This is a genomic window from Streptomyces sp. NPDC020875 (genome assembly GCF_040641415.1).
Classification (GTDB): Bacteria; Actinomycetota; Actinomycetes; order Streptomycetales; family Streptomycetaceae; genus Streptomyces.
In genome coordinates, this window is record NZ_JBFADP010000009.1 from 87,961 (window position 1) to 104,159 (window position 16,199).

13 protein-coding genes and 1 riboswitch are annotated in these 16,199 nt (G+C 74.6%); of the genes, 9 read left to right on the forward strand and 4 right to left on the reverse strand.

Annotated features, from left to right (window positions below):
* Positions 1–123 precede the first annotated feature (123 nt).
* The 3 genes from AB0G74_RS07545 to cobM all read left to right on the forward strand — a co-directional run bounded on the left by AB0G74_RS07545 (position 124) and on the right by cobM (position 2,614).
* The gene (locus tag AB0G74_RS07545) at positions 124–375 is read left to right on the forward strand and encodes a DUF4190 domain-containing protein (RefSeq protein ID WP_361141703.1); all 252 of its coding nucleotides are present in this window, start codon (positions 124–126) and stop codon (positions 373–375) included.
* 155 nt (positions 376–530) lie between these two features.
* Complete coding sequence (gene cbiE, locus AB0G74_RS07550) at positions 531–1,868, forward strand: precorrin-6y C5,15-methyltransferase (decarboxylating) subunit CbiE (protein WP_361141704.1); 1,338 nt, start codon at positions 531–533, stop codon at positions 1,866–1,868.
* On the forward strand, positions 1,865–2,614 hold the full coding sequence (gene cobM / locus AB0G74_RS07555; protein ID WP_361141706.1) for a precorrin-4 C(11)-methyltransferase: 750 nt from the start codon (positions 1,865–1,867) through the stop codon (positions 2,612–2,614). Before cbiE ends, cobM begins: the two co-directional genes overlap by 4 nt.
* 67 nt (positions 2,615–2,681) lie before the next feature.
* On the opposite strand, the gene AB0G74_RS07560 is transcribed toward cobM, so the two are convergent.
* The gene (locus AB0G74_RS07560; protein ID WP_361141708.1) at positions 2,682–3,800 is read right to left on the reverse strand and encodes a cobalt-precorrin-5B (C(1))-methyltransferase; all 1,119 of its coding nucleotides are present in this window, start codon (positions 3,798–3,800) and stop codon (positions 2,682–2,684) included.
* A 47-nt stretch (positions 3,801–3,847) separates the two neighbouring features.
* On the opposite strand from AB0G74_RS07560, the gene AB0G74_RS07565 reads away from it, so the two are divergent.
* Entirely contained in the window at positions 3,848–4,609 is a 762-nt protein-coding gene (locus AB0G74_RS07565) for a cobalt-precorrin-6A reductase (protein ID WP_361141710.1), read from the forward strand.
* A gap of 92 nt (positions 4,610–4,701) precedes the next feature.
* Here AB0G74_RS07565 and AB0G74_RS07570 read toward each other — a convergent pair whose 3' ends face one another.
* From AB0G74_RS07570 to AB0G74_RS07580, 3 genes are read right to left on the reverse strand one after another with little or no spacing between them, the layout of a single operon-like run.
* Positions 4,702–6,216: a precorrin-2 C(20)-methyltransferase gene (locus tag AB0G74_RS07570; protein ID WP_361141712.1), complete on the reverse strand. Its 1,515-nt coding sequence runs from the start codon at positions 6,214–6,216 to the stop codon at positions 4,702–4,704.
* The gene (locus tag AB0G74_RS07575; RefSeq protein WP_361141714.1) at positions 6,213–6,884 is read right to left on the reverse strand and encodes a precorrin-8X methylmutase; all 672 of its coding nucleotides are present in this window, start codon (positions 6,882–6,884) and stop codon (positions 6,213–6,215) included. The genes AB0G74_RS07570 and AB0G74_RS07575 overlap by 4 nt, the downstream gene beginning before the upstream one ends.
* On the reverse strand, positions 6,881–8,176 hold the full coding sequence (locus tag AB0G74_RS07580) for a cobalamin biosynthesis protein CobG (RefSeq protein WP_361141716.1): 1,296 nt from the start codon (positions 8,174–8,176) through the stop codon (positions 6,881–6,883). Before AB0G74_RS07580 ends, AB0G74_RS07575 begins: the two co-directional genes overlap by 4 nt.
* Before the next feature lie 68 nt (positions 8,177–8,244).
* A riboswitch (cobalamin riboswitch) is annotated at positions 8,245–8,392 on the forward strand.
* A 29-nt stretch (positions 8,393–8,421) separates the two neighbouring features.
* On the opposite strand from AB0G74_RS07580, the gene cobN reads away from it, so the two are divergent.
* From cobN to AB0G74_RS07605, 5 genes are all read left to right on the forward strand, one after another.
* Complete coding sequence (gene cobN, locus AB0G74_RS07585) at positions 8,422–12,015, forward strand: cobaltochelatase subunit CobN (protein WP_361141718.1); 3,594 nt, start codon at positions 8,422–8,424, stop codon at positions 12,013–12,015.
* Positions 12,016–12,293: 278 nt separating this feature from the next.
* Positions 12,294–12,521, forward strand: coding sequence for a hypothetical protein (locus AB0G74_RS07590; RefSeq protein WP_361141806.1), 228 nt, complete (start codon positions 12,294–12,296; stop codon positions 12,519–12,521).
* Between the two features lie 218 nt (positions 12,522–12,739).
* Positions 12,740–14,038, forward strand: a complete 1,299-nt coding sequence (locus AB0G74_RS07595) for a hypothetical protein (RefSeq protein ID WP_361141720.1) — start codon at positions 12,740–12,742, stop codon at positions 14,036–14,038.
* A 69-nt stretch (positions 14,039–14,107) separates the two neighbouring features.
* Positions 14,108–14,632, forward strand: coding sequence for a hypothetical protein (locus tag AB0G74_RS07600; protein WP_361141722.1), 525 nt, complete (start codon positions 14,108–14,110; stop codon positions 14,630–14,632).
* 112 nt (positions 14,633–14,744) lie between these two features.
* Positions 14,745–16,163: an MFS transporter gene (locus AB0G74_RS07605; protein WP_361141723.1), complete on the forward strand. Its 1,419-nt coding sequence runs from the start codon at positions 14,745–14,747 to the stop codon at positions 16,161–16,163.
* The last annotated feature ends 36 nt before the right edge of the window (positions 16,164–16,199 follow it).

The following is a 16,199-nucleotide window of genomic DNA, read 5'->3' on the forward strand; positions in this document are numbered from 1 at the left end:
ACCCCATGCGCCTCGTCCGCCCCGGCCCTCCCGGCTCGGGCGGACGAGGCGTGTCCGGGCCCGGAACGGGTAGCCGCCCCGGTGGAAGGACGTGAATCGACGAGACCACAGAGGAGTCCGATCGTGTACGCCTCCAAGTTCCTGACCCGTTCCGGCGCCCACCCCCTCGCCACGGGCCTCGCCCTCGCCAGCGTGATCTGCGGAGTCCTGGGCTTCTTCCTGCTCACTCCGCTGCTGGGACCGCTGGCGCTGCTCACCGGCTACCTGGCACTGCGGCAGCGGGGCTCGCACGCCGAGACCCCGGCCCGGGCGGGCATCGTCCTGGGCGCCGCCGTACTGATCCTCTACGCGGTCCTGCTGGCCGCCCGCGCCTGACCCCGTCCGGCCCCCGGCCCGGGGCGCCCCCACAGCCTCCGCGACCGCGCCGACCTCGGACGACGCCAGCGGGACACCCGGCAGGACCCCGATCGCCGACGCCCCGTAAAGTGCCTCTCCGTTGCCCTTCCCGAGCCCGAGGTACCGCGCACGTGATGTCCGATCCCGCCGCACCGGCCGCCGCCGCGCCCGGCCCCGAGACCGTGACCGTCGTCGGGATCGGCGCCGACGGCTGGCCCGGACTGACCGCCGCCGCCCGGGCCGCGCTCGGCGGCGCGGAGGTCGTCATCGGCGGACCGCGACAGCTCGATCTGCTGCCGGGGGAGTGCGCCGGGGAACGGGTGGCCTGGCCGTCGCCGCTGCGGCCCGCCGTACCCGGACTGCTCGCCGCGCACACCGGCCGCCGGATCGCCGTACTGGCCAGCGGCGACCCCATGTTCTACGGCATCGGACGCGCCCTCACCGAGACCCTCGGCGCCGGGGCCGTACACGTACTGCCGCATCCGTCGTCCGTCTCGCACGCCTGCGCCCGGCTCGGCTGGCCGCTGGAGGACGTCGGGGTCGTCACCGTCGTGGGCCGCCCGGTGGCCCGGGTCGCCGCCGCCCTGCACCACGGGCGGCGGCTGCTGGTGCTCAGCGCCGACGCCACCACCCCCGACGCGATCGCCGCCCTGCTGCGGGACCGGGGCTTCGGGCCGAGCCGGATCCGGGTCCTGGAGCGGCTCGGCGCGCCGGAGGAGCGGATCACCGCCCCCGTCAGGGCCGACGACCGGCCGCCCGGCACGGCACCCGGCGATCCGCTGAACATCGTCGCCGTCGAGTGCGAGGCCGCCCCCGGCGTGCTGCGGCTCGGCGCCGTACCCGGGCTCCCCGACGACGCCTACGAGCACGACGGCCAGCTCACCAAACGCCATGTCCGGGCAGCCACCCTCGGCGTCCTGGCCCCGGCGCCCGGCGAACTCCTGTGGGACGTCGGCGGCGGCTCGGGCTCGATCGCCGTGGAGTGGGCCCGCACCCACCCCGCCTGCCGGGCCGTCGTCGTCGAACGCGACCCGGCGCGCGCCGCGCGAATATCCCGCAACACCGACCGGCTCGGCGTCCCCGGGATACGGGTGGTGACCGGCGCCGCGCCCGCCGCGCTCACCGGACTCCCGCGCCCGGACGCCGTCTTCATCGGCGGCGGACTGACCGCCCCCGGGCTGCTGGCCGCCTGCTGGGACGCGCTGCCCGAGGGCGGCCGGCTGGTCGCCAACACCGTCACACTGGAATCCGAGGCCCTGCTCGCCGACGCCTACCGCCGCCACGGCGGCGAACTGGTCCGGCTCGCCGTGGCCCACGCCGTGCCCGTGGGCGGCTTCACCGGCTGGCGGCAGGCGATGCCCGTCACCCAGTGGTCCGTCCGGAAGCCCGCGGGCACGGCCCCGGCCGCCCCCGGCGACCGGTCCGCCGACCCTCTCGATCCCCCCGCAGCGACCGCAGGAGCCGACAGATGACCGTGTACTTCATCGGAGCCGGGCCCGGCGCCGCCGACCTGATCACGGTGCGCGGCGCCCGGACGCTCGCCGCCTGCCGGGTCTGTCTCTACGCGGGCAGCCTCGTCCCCACCGAGCTGCTGGCCGAATGCCCGCCGGACGCCCGGCTGGTGGACACCGCCCGGCTGGATCTCGACCGGATCACCGAGGAGTTCGTCCGCGCCCACGAGGCCGGGCACGACGTGGCCCGGCTGCACTCCGGCGACCCGTCGGTGTTCAGCGCCGTCGCCGAGCAGATGCGGCGGCTCGACGCGGCCGGGATCCCGTACGAGGTCGTCCCCGGGGTGCCCGCCTTCGCCGCCGCCGCGGCGGCCCTGAAGCGGGAGCTGACCGTGCCCACGGTCGGCCAGACCGTCGTCCTCACCCGGGTCGCCCAGCGGGCCACCGCCATGCCGGACGGCGAGGACCTGGACACCCTGGGCCGCAGCGGGGCGCTGATCGTGCTCCATCTGGCCGCCTCCTACGTGGACCGGGTGGTGGCCGAACTGCTGCCCCGGTACGGCGCCGACTGCCCCGCCGCCGTGGTGGCCTACGCCTCCCGCCCCGACGAGCTGATCATCCGGGGCACGCTCGACGAGATCGCCGGGAAGGTGAAGGCGGCGGGTGTGGTCAGGACCGCGGTCATCATGGTCGGCCGGACCCTCGGGGCGGAGCACTTCCGCGACAGCCACCTCTACTCGCCCGAACGGGACCGGCACGACTGCTGACCCGCCCGACCCGAACCCGCCGCCGTGACACGGCGAGCCCGTGGAGCCGGAGCGGTCGTACGGCCGCTCAGAGCACCGGGCTGCGGCCCACGACCGCCCCGGCCCGGTCGATGCAGATCACATCGACCGCGACCGGCGCCCCCCGCAGTACCGCCCTGGCCTCGTCCCGGGCCCTCACCGCCACCAGATCGCCCAGCGGCACCCCTGCGGCCCGGCAGAGCTGGAGGGCGGCGAGCCCCGTATTGGCGTCCGCGATCTCCGTCGCCAGCGCCTCGTCCGCGCCGGCCGCCCGGGCGAGCGCCGCGAGAAAACCCTTGTCGACCTGGGAGCGGGCGGAGTGCAGATCGAGATGGCCCGCGGCCAGCTTGGAGAGCTTGGCGAACCCGCCGCAGATCGTCAGCCGGTCCACCGGATGGCGGCGGACGTACTTCAGTACGGCGCCCGCGAAGTCGCCCATGTCCAGCAGGGCGTCCTCGGGCAGCCCGTACTCGGCGACCACCGTCCGCTCCGACGTCGAACCGGTGCATCCGGCGACATGGGTCCGGCCCGCCGCCCTGGCCACGTCCACCCCGCGCCGGATCGAGTCGATCCACGCCGAGCAGGAGTACGGCACCACGATCCCCGTGGTCCCCAGGACGGAGAGCCCGCCGAGAATGCCCAGCCGGGGGTTCCAGGTGGAGCGGGCGATCTCCTCGCCGTGGTCTACCGAGAGCGTGATCTCCACATCGCCGTCGCCGCCGCAGCGCGCGGCCACCTCGGCGACGTGTTCGCGCATCATCCGCCGGGGCACCGGATTGACGGCGGGCTCGCCGACCGGCAGCGGCAGCCCCGGCCGGGTGACGGTCCCCACCCCCGGGCCCGCCCGGAACACCACCCCGGCCCCGGCGGGCAGCCGCCGTACCGTCGCCCGGACCAGCGCCCCGTGGGTGACGTCGGGGTCGTCACCGGCGTCCTTCACCACCCCCGCCATGGCCCGGCCGTCCGCCAGCTCCTCGACCGCGAGGGCGAACGACGGGGTCTGCCCCCGGGGCAGCGTGATCGTCACCGGGTCGGGGAACTCGCCGGTGAGCAGTGCCGTGTACGCGGCGGTCGTGGCGGCCGTCGCGCAGGCACCGGTCGTCCACCCCGGCCGCAGACCGGTGTGCTTGAGTTGGGCCTCGCGGCCCCCCTCGGCCTTGCTGTTCATGATGGGCTCACGGGAAAGGGCAGTGCCATGCCGGAAACGGGACTGAAGTGCACATACTGATTCTGGGCGGTACCACCGAGGCCCGCCGTCTGGCCGAGCTGCTGACGGCCGTCGACCCGCCGTCGCGGGCCCGGGTCACCAGCTCCCTGGCGGGACGGGTGGCCACCCCCCGGCTGCCGCCCGGCGAGGTCAGGGTCGGCGGCTTCGGCGGCGCCGACGGTCTCGCCGACTGGCTCCGCGAGCACACGGTGGATCTGCTGGTCGACGCCACCCACCCCTTCGCCGGAAAGATCAGCTTCAACGCGGCCCGGGCGGCCGTCACCGCCCATGTTCCCCTACTGGCGCTGCGGCGCCCCGGCTGGGGTCCCGTCGAAGGGGACGACTGGCACGAGGCCGGATCGCTCGCGGCGGCCGCCGCGCTGCTGCCGGGGCTCGGCCGGCGGATCTTCCTCACTACCGGCCGGACGGGGCTCGCGGCCTTCGCCCACCTGGACGACCCGTGGTTCCTGGTCCGCTCGGTCGACCCGCCCGAGCCGCCGTGCCCGGCCCGTACCGAGGTCCTGCTCGACCGGGGCCCCTTCACCCTCGACGGGGAACGGGCCCTGCTGCGGGACCACCGGATCGACGTCCTGGTCACCAAGGACAGCGGGGGAGCGGCCACCGCGCCCAAACTGACGGCCGCCCGCGAGGCGGGGCTGCCGGTGGTCGTGGTCCGCAGACCGCCGGTCCCCGAGGGGGTACCGGTCGTGCCCGGCCCGGCCGAGGCCGTCGAGTGGATCCGTACGGCGTACGAACCCCGGACGCGCTGAGCCGCTGCCCGCCGGACACCCGGCCGCCCCGGGGACGGCCGGACCGAAGGCGGCCCGCCCCGGGGACGGCCGGGCCGACCGCCTCCCGGGTCCTACGCCTCCGGATAGCGGCGGGGCGTCCAGACGACCTCCTCGCCGTCACCCCGCCGTACCACCCGGGTCTGCGACGAGCCGACGAGCAGGATCGTCCGCATATCGACCTCGGCGGGGTCCAGCTCCGCGAGCCGGACGATCCGCACCCGCTCACCCGGGCCGCCGACGTCCCGCGCCACGACCACCGGCGTCTCCGGCGCCCGGTGCTCCAGCAGCAGCTCACGGGCCTTCGCCACCTGCCAGGTACGGCTGCGGGAGCCGGGATTGTAGAGCGCCAGCACCAGATCGGCCCCGGCCGCCGCGCGCAGCCGCTCGGCGATCACTTCCCAGGGCTTCAGCCGGTCCGACAGGGACACCGTCGCGTAGTCGTGCCCCAGCGGCGCCCCGGCCCGGGCGGCGGCCGCGTTGGCGGCGGTCACCCCGGGCAGCACCCGCACCGGGACGTCCGCGTACTCCGGCGCCGACGCCGCCTCCAGGACCGCCGTGGCCATCGCGAAGATCCCCGGATCGCCCCCGGAGACCACCGCCACCCGCCGGCCCGACCTGGCCAGTTCCAGGGCGAATGCGGCGCGCTCGGCCTCCACCCGGTTGTCCGAGCCGTGGCGGCGCTGGCCCGGGCGGACCGGCACCCGGTCCAGATAGGTGGTGTAGCCGACCAGATCGTCGGCGGCGGCCAGCGCGCCCCGGGACTCCGGCGTCAGCCAGAGCGGCCCGGCGGGCCCGGTACCGACCACGGTCACCTCCCCGGCGGACCCGGCCGAACCCGCCGTGCCCGGCACCGGCTCCGGGCGGACCACGTCCACCCGGCTCGGCAGTACCGCCACCGAGAAGTACGGCACCGAATCCGGGTCCACATCGGCGAGATCCGCCAGCCGCTCCCCGGCCATCGTGGCCCGCTCCGCGTACCGGGCGTCCGCCAGCCTGCCCGCGCCCTCCAGCGCCGTACGCACCTTGGGGAACGTCCGCCCCAGCTTCATCACCACGGCCGCGTCGGTCGCGGCGAGCCGGGCCGTCAGCTCCTCCTCGGGCAGGGTGCCCGGCAGGATCGTCAGCACCTCCTCGCCCTCGGCGAGCGGCGTCCCGAGCCGGGCCGCAGCCGCCGACACCGATGTCACCCCGGGGATCACCTCGGTGTCGTAGCGGTCCGCGAGCCGCTTGTGCATATGCATGTAGGAGCCATAGAAGAGGGGATCGCCCTCGGCGAGGACCGCGACCGTACGGCCCGCGTCGAGATGGACGGCGAGCCGGGCCGCCGCCTCCGTGTAGAAGTCCTCCATCGCGCCCCGGTAGCCGCCGGGATGGTCCGTGGTCTCCGTGGTGAGCGGATAGACCAGCGGCTCCTCGACATGGTCGGCGCGCAGATGCCGGGCCGCGATCGAGCGGGCGATGGACCGCCCGTGCCGGGCGCTGTGATAGGCGATCACATCGGCCTCGGCGATCACCTCGACCGCCCGGACCGTCATCAGCGACGGATCGCCGGGACCGAGCCCGACGCCGTACAGCTTGCCGCTCATTCTTCCTCGCTCGCGATCGCGTTGAGGGCCGCGGCGGCGATGGCGCTGCCGCCGCGCCGGCCCCGGACCACCAGGTGTTCAAGACCCGAGGGGTGGGCGGCCAGGGCGTCCTTGGACTCCATCGCGCCGACGAAGCCGACCGGGACACCGATCACGGCGGCGGGCCTGGGCGCGCCCTCCTCGATCATCTCCAGCAGCCGGAAGAGGGCCGTCGGCGCGTTGCCGACGGCGACCACGGAGCCTTCGAGCCGGTCCCGCCACAGCTCCATCGCGGCGGCGCTGCGGGTGGTGCCGAGCTTCGCCGCCAGCTGTGGCACGGCCGGGTCGGAGAGCGTGCAGACCACGTCGTTCCCGGCGGGCAGCCGCTTGCGGGTCACGCCGCTGGCGACCATCTGCACATCGCAGAGGATCGGCGCGCCGGCGAGCAGGGCGGCGCGGGCGCTCGCCACCGCCCCGGGCGAGTAGGCGATATCGCGTACCAGGTCGACCATGCCGCAGGCGTGGATCATCCGGACCGCGACCCGGCTGACGTCGGCGGGCAGATCCGCCAGGTCCGCCTCCGCGCGGATGGTGGCGAAGGACTGACGGTAGATGGCCGCCCCGTCCTTCTCGTAGTCGTACGGGGTCACGGTGTTCTCGCTGCTCTCGGTCGTCGTCGTACGGGTCATGGGGCGATCGCCGCCAGGGCGGCGGCGAGCCGGGTGGGGTCGTCCAGGCGGACGGTGTCCGCGGGCCGCCCCGCGGCGGCGGTGGTCAGGTGGTAGCCGCCGTCCGGGGCCGCGACCGCGTCGATCCGGTCGCCCGGGGGGCGGCCGCAGCGGCGCTCGCAGCCGGACCAGTACAGCGGCAGCGGCGAGCGGGCCGCGTCGGCGAGGGTACGGGCCGCGTCCGCCCGTACGTCGGCCCGGGACTTGGCGCAGCCGGGGCGGCCGATGCAGGCGCCGACCCGGGGCCAGGGCGATCCGGCGTCGGTGACCAGCCCGGTACGGGCCAGTCGGCCGAGGGCATCGGCGGTCTCCCGCGGATCCGGTCCGCGGACCGGCACCACGACGCCCCGCCAGGGCGTCAGCCGCAGCTCGGCGTCGGGCGCGGCGGCGGCGACGGCGGTCAGTTCCCGCCACTGTCCGGCCGTGATCGTGCCCAGCGGGGCGTGCACGGCGAGGGCGTCGCCGGTGATGCCCGGCGGCGGGGGAGCCGTCGCCGACGTGTCCCGGGGCGCGGGCCGGGCGTCGATCCCGGCCGCCGTCAGCGCCACACCAATGGCACGTGTCAATTCCTCAGGTGGTACGGGGAGTTCCGCGATCCGCCAGACCCGCGCGCCGCACTCCGCCGCCCGCGCCAGAAACACCTCGGCCGCCAGCAGCGCCGCCCGCGCCGCTTCCCCGTCCGGCACCAGCAGCGCCCCGGCCGAGGCGCCCGCGGTCAGCAGCGCCCCGCCGCCGGGCACCGCCCGTACCGTCAGATCGGCGCCGAGCGCCGCGACGTCCCCCCGGCCGTCGTCGAGGGCGAACAGGAACCGGCCCGAGAGATCCCGGGCCGGTCCGCTGCCGCAGAGCGCCGCGTCCAGCGCCGCCAGCCAGTCGCGGACGTCCCGGACGCCGCGCCCGTCGAGCCCGGCGAGCGGTGACGCCACCACGTTGCGGACCCGCTCGTGGCCGTACGAGGGCAGCAGCCCGGCCGCCGCCAGGGCGGCGGCCAGCTCTGCGGCGCAGCCGTCGGACAGTCCCCGCAGCTGCACATTGCCCCGGGAGGTCAGATACAGCGCGCCGTCGCCCCACCTGTCGGCCGCTTCGCCCAGCGCCGCCGCCTGCCGGGCGGTCAGCACACCCCCCGGGATCCGGACCCGGGCCAGGGCGCCGTCATCGGCCGCGTGCAGCCTCAGCGTCCCCGGGCAGGCGTCGCCCCGGTCCCGTGAGACCGCTGTGGCCTGGGACGACGAAGGAGGAGGGGCCGTGGACATGGCGGCGAGCATACCGACCATCACACCGGACACGCCCTCCACCCTTCGTGGACATGACCCTTACTATGCTCATCGGCGGATCATCCGGTCCGCCATCGCCACGACGGCGACAGGGGAGGAAGCCCGGTGCGAATCCGGCGCGGTCCCGCCACTGTGAACCCGGCCTTCACGGAGCCGGGCGAGCCAGGAACTCCCGCCGTCCGACACCACCCGGGGCGCGGACCCCGAGGAAGGCCAGGCGCCGCATGATCCTGCTCCTGTCGACGTCCGACACCGACCTGTTGAGCGCCCGTGCGGCGACCGGTCCGGTGCCCTACCGCTTCGCCAACCCCGCCCGGCTCCCGCTCGACGACCTGCCCGCGCTCCTCGACGGCGCCGACCTCGTCGTCGTCCGGCTCCTCGGCGGTGTCCGGGCCTGGCAGGACGGCCTCGACCTGCTGCTCGCCGGGGACCGGCCGGTGGTCGTCCTCACCGGCGAACAGGCCCCCGACGCCCAGCTGATGGCCGCGTCCACCGTGCCCGTCGGGATCGCCGCCGAGGCCCACGCCTATCTCGCCCACGGCGGCCCCGCCAATCTGGAGCAGCTCGCCCGCTTCCTCTCCGACACCGTGCTCCTGACCGGACACGGCTTCGACGCCCCGGCGCCCGCACCCTCCTGGGGGCCGCTGGAGCGGACCGCGCGTACCGTCCCGGCCGGGGCGCCGACCATCGCCGTGCTCTACTACCGGGCCCACCACATGAGCGGCAACACCGGCTTCGTGGACACCCTCTGCACGGCCGTCGAGGACGCGGGCGCCCGCCCCCTGCCGCTCTACGTGGCATCCCTGCGAGCCCCCGAACCCGAGCTGATCGAGACCCTGCGGACCGCGGACGCCATCGTCACCACGGTGCTCGCCGCGGGCGGCACCAAGCCCGCCGAGGCGTCCGCGGGCGGCGACGACGAGTCCTGGGACGCGGGCGCCCTCACCCAGCTCGACGTACCGATCCTCCAGGCCCTGTGCCTGACCGGCCCCCGCAGCGTCTGGGAGGAGAACGACGAGGGCGTCTCCCCGCTGGACGCCGCCAGCCAGATCGCCGTACCCGAGTTCGACGGCCGGCTGATCACCGTCCCGTTCTCCTTCAAGGAGATCGACGCCGACGGACTCCCCGCCTACGCCGCCGACCCAGAGCGGGCCGCCCGGGTCGCCGGAATCGCCGTCCGGCACGCCCGGCTCCGCCACATCCCGGCCGCCGGGAAGCGGATCGCGCTCGTCCTCTCCGCCTATCCCACCAAGCACTCCCGGATCGGCAACGCCGTCGGCCTCGACACCCCCGCCAGCGCCGTCGCCCTGCTGCGCCGGCTGCGCGAGGAGGGCTACGACTTCGGCGGCGCCGACATTCCGGGGCTGGAGTCCGGCGACGGCGACGAACTGATCCGGGCGCTGATCGACGCGGGCGGCCACGACCAGGACTGGCTCACCGAGGAACAGCTCGCCCGCAACCCGGTCCGGGTCCCCGCCGCCGACTACCGCCGCTGGTACGCCGCCCTCCCCGAGGAGCTGCGGACCGCCGTCGAGGAACACTGGGGCCCCGCGCCCGGCGAGATGTTCGTCGACCGCTCGGCCAACCCGGAGGGCGATATCGTGCTCGCCGCCCTCCGCTACGGCAATCTCCTCGTCCTGATCCAGCCGCCGCGCGGCTTCGGCGAGAACCCGATCGCGATCTACCACGACCCCGATCTGCCGCCGTCCCACCACTATCTGGCCGCCTACCGGTGGATCGCGGCCTCCCGCGCCGACGGCGGCTTCGGCGCCGACGCCATGATCCACCTCGGCAAGCACGGCAATCTGGAGTGGCTGCCCGGCAAGAACGCCGGACTCTCCGCCGCCTGCGGCCCCGACGCGGCCCTCGGCGATCTGCCGCTGGTCTACCCCTTCCTGGTCAACGACCCGGGCGAGGGTACCCAGGCCAAGCGGCGGGTGCACGCCACCCTGGTCGACCATCTGGTGCCGCCGATGGCCCGGGCCGACTCCTACGGCGACATCGCCAGGCTCGAACAGCTCCTCGACGAGTACGCCCAGATCTCCGCCATGGACCCGGCCAAGCTGCCCGCGATCCGGGCCCAGATCTGGACCCTGATCCAGGCCGCGAAGCTCGACCACGACCTGGGCATGGCCGACCGCCCCGACGACGACGGCTTCGACGACTTCCTGCTCCATGTCGACGGCTGGCTCTGCGAGGTCAAGGACGCCCAGATCCGCGACGGACTGCACGTCCTGGGCGCCCCGCCCGCCGGACCCGACCGGGTCAACCTCGTCCTGGCCATCCTGCGGGCCCGGCAGATCTGGGGCGGCACCACGGCGCTGCCCGGACTCCGCGAGGCCCTCGGCCTGGACGAGTCCGCCGCCACCCGGACCACCGCCGACGCGGCGGAGGCCAAGGCCCGCGCCCTGGTCGAGGCCATGGAGGCGGCGGACTGGGACCCGGCCGCCGTCCCCGCCGAACACGGCGACGAGGTCGCCGCCGTCCTCGACTTCGCCGCCCGCGAGGTCGTCCCCCGGCTCGCCGCGACCACCGACGAACTCGACCACGCCGTACACGCCCTGGCGGGCGGCTTCGTCCCCGCCGGACCCTCCGGCTCGCCGCTGCGCGGACTGGTCAACGTCCTGCCGACCGGCCGCAACTTCTACTCCGTCGACCCCAAGGCCGTCCCCTCCCGGCTCGCCTGGGAGACCGGCCAGGCCCTCGCCGAATCGCTCCTCCAGCGCTACCGCGCCGACAACGGCGAATGGCCCACCTCGGTCGGACTGTCCCTCTGGGGCACCAGCGCCATGCGCACGGCGGGCGACGACATCGCCGAGGCCCTCGCCCTGCTCGGCGTCCGCCCCGTCTGGGACGACGCCTCGCGCCGGGTCACCGGCCTGGAGGCCGTACCGTACGAGGAACTCGGCCGCCCCCGGGTCGACGTCACGCTCCGGATCTCCGGCTTCTTCCGCGACGCCTTCCCGCACACCATCGGCCTCCTCGACGACGCGGTCCGCCTGGTCGCCGGGCTCGACGAGCCCGCCGAGATCAACCACGTCCGCGCCCATGTCCGGGCCGACCTGGCCGAACACGGCGACGAACGGCGCGCCACCACCCGGATCTTCGGCTCCCGCCCCGGGACCTACGGCGCCGGACTCCTCCAGCTCATCGACTCCCGCGACTGGCGCACCGACGCCGACCTCGCCGAGGTCTACACGGTCTGGGGCGGCTACGCCTACGGCCGGGAACTCGACGGCCGCCCGGCCCGGGACGAGATGGAGACCGCGTACCGCCGGATCGCGGTCGCGGCGAAGAACACCGACACCCGCGAACACGACATCGCCGACTCCGACGACTACTTCCAGTACCACGGCGGCATGGTCGCCACGGTCCGGGCCCTGCGCGGCACCGCCCCCGAGGCGTACATCGGCGACTCCACCCGCCCCGAGACGGTCCGCACCCGCACCCTGGTCGAAGAGGTCTCCCGGGTCTTCCGGGCCCGGGTCGTCAACCCCAAGTGGGTCGAGGCGATGCGCCGCCACGGCTACAAGGGCGCCTTCGAACTCGCCGCCACCGTCGACTACCTCTTCGGCTACGACGCCACCACGGGCGTCGTCGCCGACTGGATGTACGACAAGCTCACCGAGACGTACGTCCTCGACCCCACGAACCGCGCCTTCCTCCAGGAGGCCAACCCCTGGGCCCTCCACGGCATCGCCGAACGCCTGCTGGAGGCCGAGTCCCGCGGTCTCTGGGAGAAGCCGGACCCGGCGGTCCTGGCCGCGCTCCGCGAGGCGTACCTGGAGACCGAGGGCGATCTGGAGGACGAGGACTGAGTCCGGGGGCGCCACCGGGCGGGGGCTCTCCCCCCCCGCCCGGACCGGGCCGCCCCACTCCGCCGCCGTACGACCGCTTTCGCCCTCTGCGCCCTTTGCGCCCCCTTCGCCCGCCGGGTCCCGGCGGGCTTCGCGCGTATCGGGAGCGGGTCCGGACCGCGGCCGGGGCGGGTCCGGACCCGCCCCCGGACCCGCTCCGGATGAGAAACATGAGAACCCTCCCATCAAGTAAGGCTTTTCCATGAGGGGACTCTCATACAAGATCCATTGACGAGATCATGGCGAAGATCTTAATTTTCATTACGGAAGTGCGGCCCGCCGGCCGCAGCCCCGATTACCGGAGGTCCGAAATGGAAAAGCTCATCAAGAAGATGGCCCAGGACGACGTCTGGCGGGCCTGGAATTCCGCCAATTCCGCCGCGGCGGGCGAGAAGAACGGTTGCATCAGCGCGACCGCCAAGTCCGGCTGTATCAGCGCCGCGCCGAAGGCCGGCTGCATTTCCTGACGCACCACACCATGCCGCGGATCTCCGTCGGGTACGGCTGAACGAGCCGCGCCGCACCGGACGGAGATCCCGTGGAACGGCCCGGGCGGCGGACTTCCCCCACCGCCGCCCGCCGCCACGGCCCGAACCCCGGTCCATCCCCTGCGCCCGGAACCGCCCATGACACCCCGTCGGCGGGCCCGGCCGGACCGGGTCCCTCACGCCGACGGAAGGTCACTGTGGACGTCACCGCGGACGGCCAGCCAGGCCCCGGCACCATCGAACTCATCCGGGACATCCCCGTCTACCGGGACTCCATCACCCGCGGGCACTTCCCCGTACTGGAGAAACCGGAGATCGCCCGGGACTTCCCCCACAACTGGACGACCCCCGCGCTCACCGCCGCGCTGGAGCGCGGCGAGGCAGAGTTCGTCCTCTCCACCGGCACCAACCACGCCCGGATGCAGATCATCCGGCCCCCGTACTTCCTGCTCACCTCCTACTACCGGCTCTGGAGCGAGCATCCGGAGATCTCCGGCACCTGGCACGACGGCTGCCGCCGGGTGTCGCTGACCACGGTCCTCGCGACCGAGCACGTCGCCCGGGTCAACGCCCGCGCCCGGGAGACCGCCCGCACCGGCCGCCCCGCACCGCAGCCCGCCGTCCCCCGGGACTCCGGCGCTGCCCGGCCCGTACCGTCCCTGGACGACCGCCGTCTCGACGACCGGACCGTCTATCTCAACCTCCGGCTCGACCCGGCGCTCTGGAGCCGGGAGGAGGTGGAGCGGATGATCACCGAGATCCGCGCGGAACGCGCCGCGCACCCCGGGGGCCGCTACCACCTCGACTGCTCGGGGCCCCATCTCGCCCAGCTGGTCCGCAAGGCGGTCGCCTGGGGCCTGTGGGACGACTTCCCCCGGCCCGCCAGTGTCATCACGGCGTACGAGTACACCCCGGTCAATGTGCGCCGCTATCTGGAGAGCCGGCTCGACTGCCCGGTCGTGGACCTCTTCGGCAGTACCGAGCTGGGCTATCTGTCCTACAGCGACCAGGACGGCCGCTACCACCCGTACCTCGACCGGATGCATCTGGAGCTGATCCCGGTCGCCCCCGGCGTCAATCTCCACAGCCTGATCGTCAGCAGCGTCCGCAACCCCTGGATGCCGCTGATCCGCTACCGCTCCGGGGATCTGGTCCGCACCCTCGACGGCTCGCCCGACCCGGCCCTGATCACTCGCTTCTGCGGCCGGGAGAAGGAACTGTTCGCGTCCCCGCGCGGGCCCGTCTCCCAGGGTGACCTGGACGACTGCCTGGCCGCCGCGTCGCCCCGGATCTTCCTGGGGCAGCTGAACACCGGCGACCCGAGGGGCCCGCGCCTGGCGTACACCACCTTCGACGACACCCCGCTCGACCCGGCCGAGCGGACCGCCCTGGAGAAGCACCTCGGCGAACTCCTCGGCGCCCCCTGCGCCGCCCGCCACCGGACGCACATCCCGATCGGCGCCTCAGGGAAGTACGCCTGGCTCACCGCCGGGTGACCGCCGTCCCGCCCCGCCGGGCGTCCCCCCGCCCCGGCGCCCCGTACCCCGAGAACCCCGGGAGAGCATATGACCACCGCCGCCGACACCCATACGACGGTGACCCCCGCCGAACTCCGCGAACTCCTCGGCGAGACTTTGCATACCGAGGTCGTCGACTATTTTATCGGGCAGACCGGGAAGACGCGGGAGGAAATCGAGCGGGAAGTCCTCGAATGCCTGCGGTATCTGTATCTCGTGTCGCGGCACCGGGATCAGCTCGGCGGTCTTTTCCTTCCGGTGGACCAGCATATCGACGAGATCTGGCATTACTTGATTCTGCAGACCCGGGAATACCGGGACCTCTGTGAGAACCGGCTGCCCGGCGGATTCTTCGTCGAACACCGCAGTATCGGGTACGAGGAGTACCAGCAGGAGCCCGGCCGGGAGCGCACCATCGAGGAGGCGCTGCGCTGGATCCCGCTCTACTGCTGGGAGTTCGGGGCCTTCGACGAGGGCGCGCTGCCGCACTGGACCATCGTCCGCTTCCTCCACGAGCGGCTGGAGATGCCGCTGGCGGAGATCGCCGACCTCCAGCCCTACACCCCGGCCTGACCGGCCCCGATACCCCGGCCCGACCCGGTACCCGCACCCCGACCCCGGTACCGGGCCGGGTCCGGTCCCGTTCCCGGGGCCGGGCAGATCCACCGACGCGAGGAGCGCCGCCATGAGGTCCCGGTCCCGTACCCCCGCACCGGCACCGCCGTCCGGGCGGGGCGGGGACCGTCCGGCCCCCGCCCCGGCAGCCGCCCCGCGAGGGGAGGGAGACCACCCCGCCCAGCGCCGGGTCCTGGCGGTGCTGACCATCGCCCAGATACTCAGCGGAGCCGCGCTCGCCGCCGGGTTCACCATCGGGCCGGTACTCGCCGAAGCCATGCTGGGATCCACCTCCCTCGCCGGGGTGCCGAGCGCGCTCTTCGCGGCCGGTGCCGCCCTGGGCGCCCTCGCTATCGGCCGGATCAGCCGGTCCCGGGGGCGGCGCCCCGGACTGGTCGCCGGATACGCCACCGGGGCCGTCGGCAGCCTCGGTACGGTCGCCGCGACCGCCTGGGAGAACGTGCCGCTGCTGCTGGCCGCACTGCTGGTCTACGGCGTGGGCACCGCGTCGATCATGCAGGCCCGGTTCGCCGGGGCCGATCTCGCGGCCTCCGCCCGCCGGGCGCGCGCCGTGGGCACCGTCCTCCTCGCCACCTCCGCCGGGGCCGTCGCCGGGCCCAACCTGGTCGGCGTCACCGGCGAGTTCGCCGAGAGCCACGGCATCCCCTCCGTCGGAGGGCCCTTCCTGCTGGCCTTCGCCGGATTCGCCGCGGCCGCCCTGGTCCTCGGGACGATGCTGCGGCCCGACCCCCTGCTGACCGCCCGTACCGCGGCCGCCGAACCGGACCCGGCCGCCGCGCCGGACCCGGCGACCACCCCGCCGGAGGCCGCCGGGGACTCCCCGGACGGCACCGGGACCACCGCCCCGGGCGTCCGCGCCACACTGGCCACCGGGGTCACCCTGATGGTCCTCGCCCAGCTCGTGATGATCTCCGTGATGACGATGACCCCGATCCATATGACCGACCACGGACACAGCGCCGGGGCCGCCGGACTGGTCATCGGACTCCACCTGGGGGCCATGTATCTGATGTCCCCGGTCTCCGGGGTACTCGCCGACCGGGTCGGCCGCCGGACCACCGCCGTACTCTCCGTCGTCGTCCTGGTCGGGTCGGCACTGCTGGCCGCACTGCTTCCCGCGCACTCCGCGAGCGCGCTCTCCGCCGCGCTGATCCTGCTCGGCGTCGGCTGGAACCTCGCCTTCGTCAGCGGCTCCGCGATGGTCACCGACGCCCTGCCGCCGTCCGCGTGGGCCCGCGGCCAGAGCCTGACGGACGTCGGCATCCTGGTCGTCGGCGCGGGCGGCGGACTGCTCTCCGGAGTGATCATGGCGGCCGGCGGCTTTCCGCTGCTGGCGCTCGGCGGCGCGATCCTGCTGCTGATCCCGCTGCCGCCGCTGCTCCTCGGTACGGTCCTGCCCCGGACCTCCGCCGACGCCGCCGCCGCGAAGGAGCCCCGGGGCACGGTGTCCCCGACCCCCGAGTCCTGAGCCCCGGGAGCCCGGCCGGACCCGGGACGCGTTCAG

Coding starts and splice junctions, on each gene's coding strand:
- cbiE (WP_361141704.1), top strand. CDS start 531: ATGTCCGATCCCGCCGCACCGGCCGCCGCCGCGCCCGGCCCCGAGACC.
- cobM (WP_361141706.1), top strand. CDS start 1,865: ATGACCGTGTACTTCATCGGAGCCGGGCCCGGCGCCGCCGACCTGATC.
- AB0G74_RS07560 (WP_361141708.1), bottom strand. CDS start 3,800: ATGAACAGCAAGGCCGAGGGGGGCCGCGAGGCCCAACTCAAGCACACC.
- AB0G74_RS07570 (WP_361141712.1), bottom strand. CDS start 6,216: ATGAGCGGCAAGCTGTACGGCGTCGGGCTCGGTCCCGGCGATCCGTCG.
- AB0G74_RS07575 (WP_361141714.1), bottom strand. CDS start 6,884: ATGACCCGTACGACGACGACCGAGAGCAGCGAGAACACCGTGACCCCG.
- AB0G74_RS07580 (WP_361141716.1), bottom strand. CDS start 8,176: ATGTCCACGGCCCCTCCTCCTTCGTCGTCCCAGGCCACAGCGGTCTCA.
- cobN (WP_361141718.1), top strand. CDS start 8,422: ATGATCCTGCTCCTGTCGACGTCCGACACCGACCTGTTGAGCGCCCGT.
- AB0G74_RS07590 (WP_361141806.1), top strand. CDS start 12,294: ATGGCGAAGATCTTAATTTTCATTACGGAAGTGCGGCCCGCCGGCCGC.
- AB0G74_RS07600 (WP_361141722.1), top strand. CDS start 14,108: ATGACCACCGCCGCCGACACCCATACGACGGTGACCCCCGCCGAACTC.
- AB0G74_RS07605 (WP_361141723.1), top strand. CDS start 14,745: ATGAGGTCCCGGTCCCGTACCCCCGCACCGGCACCGCCGTCCGGGCGG.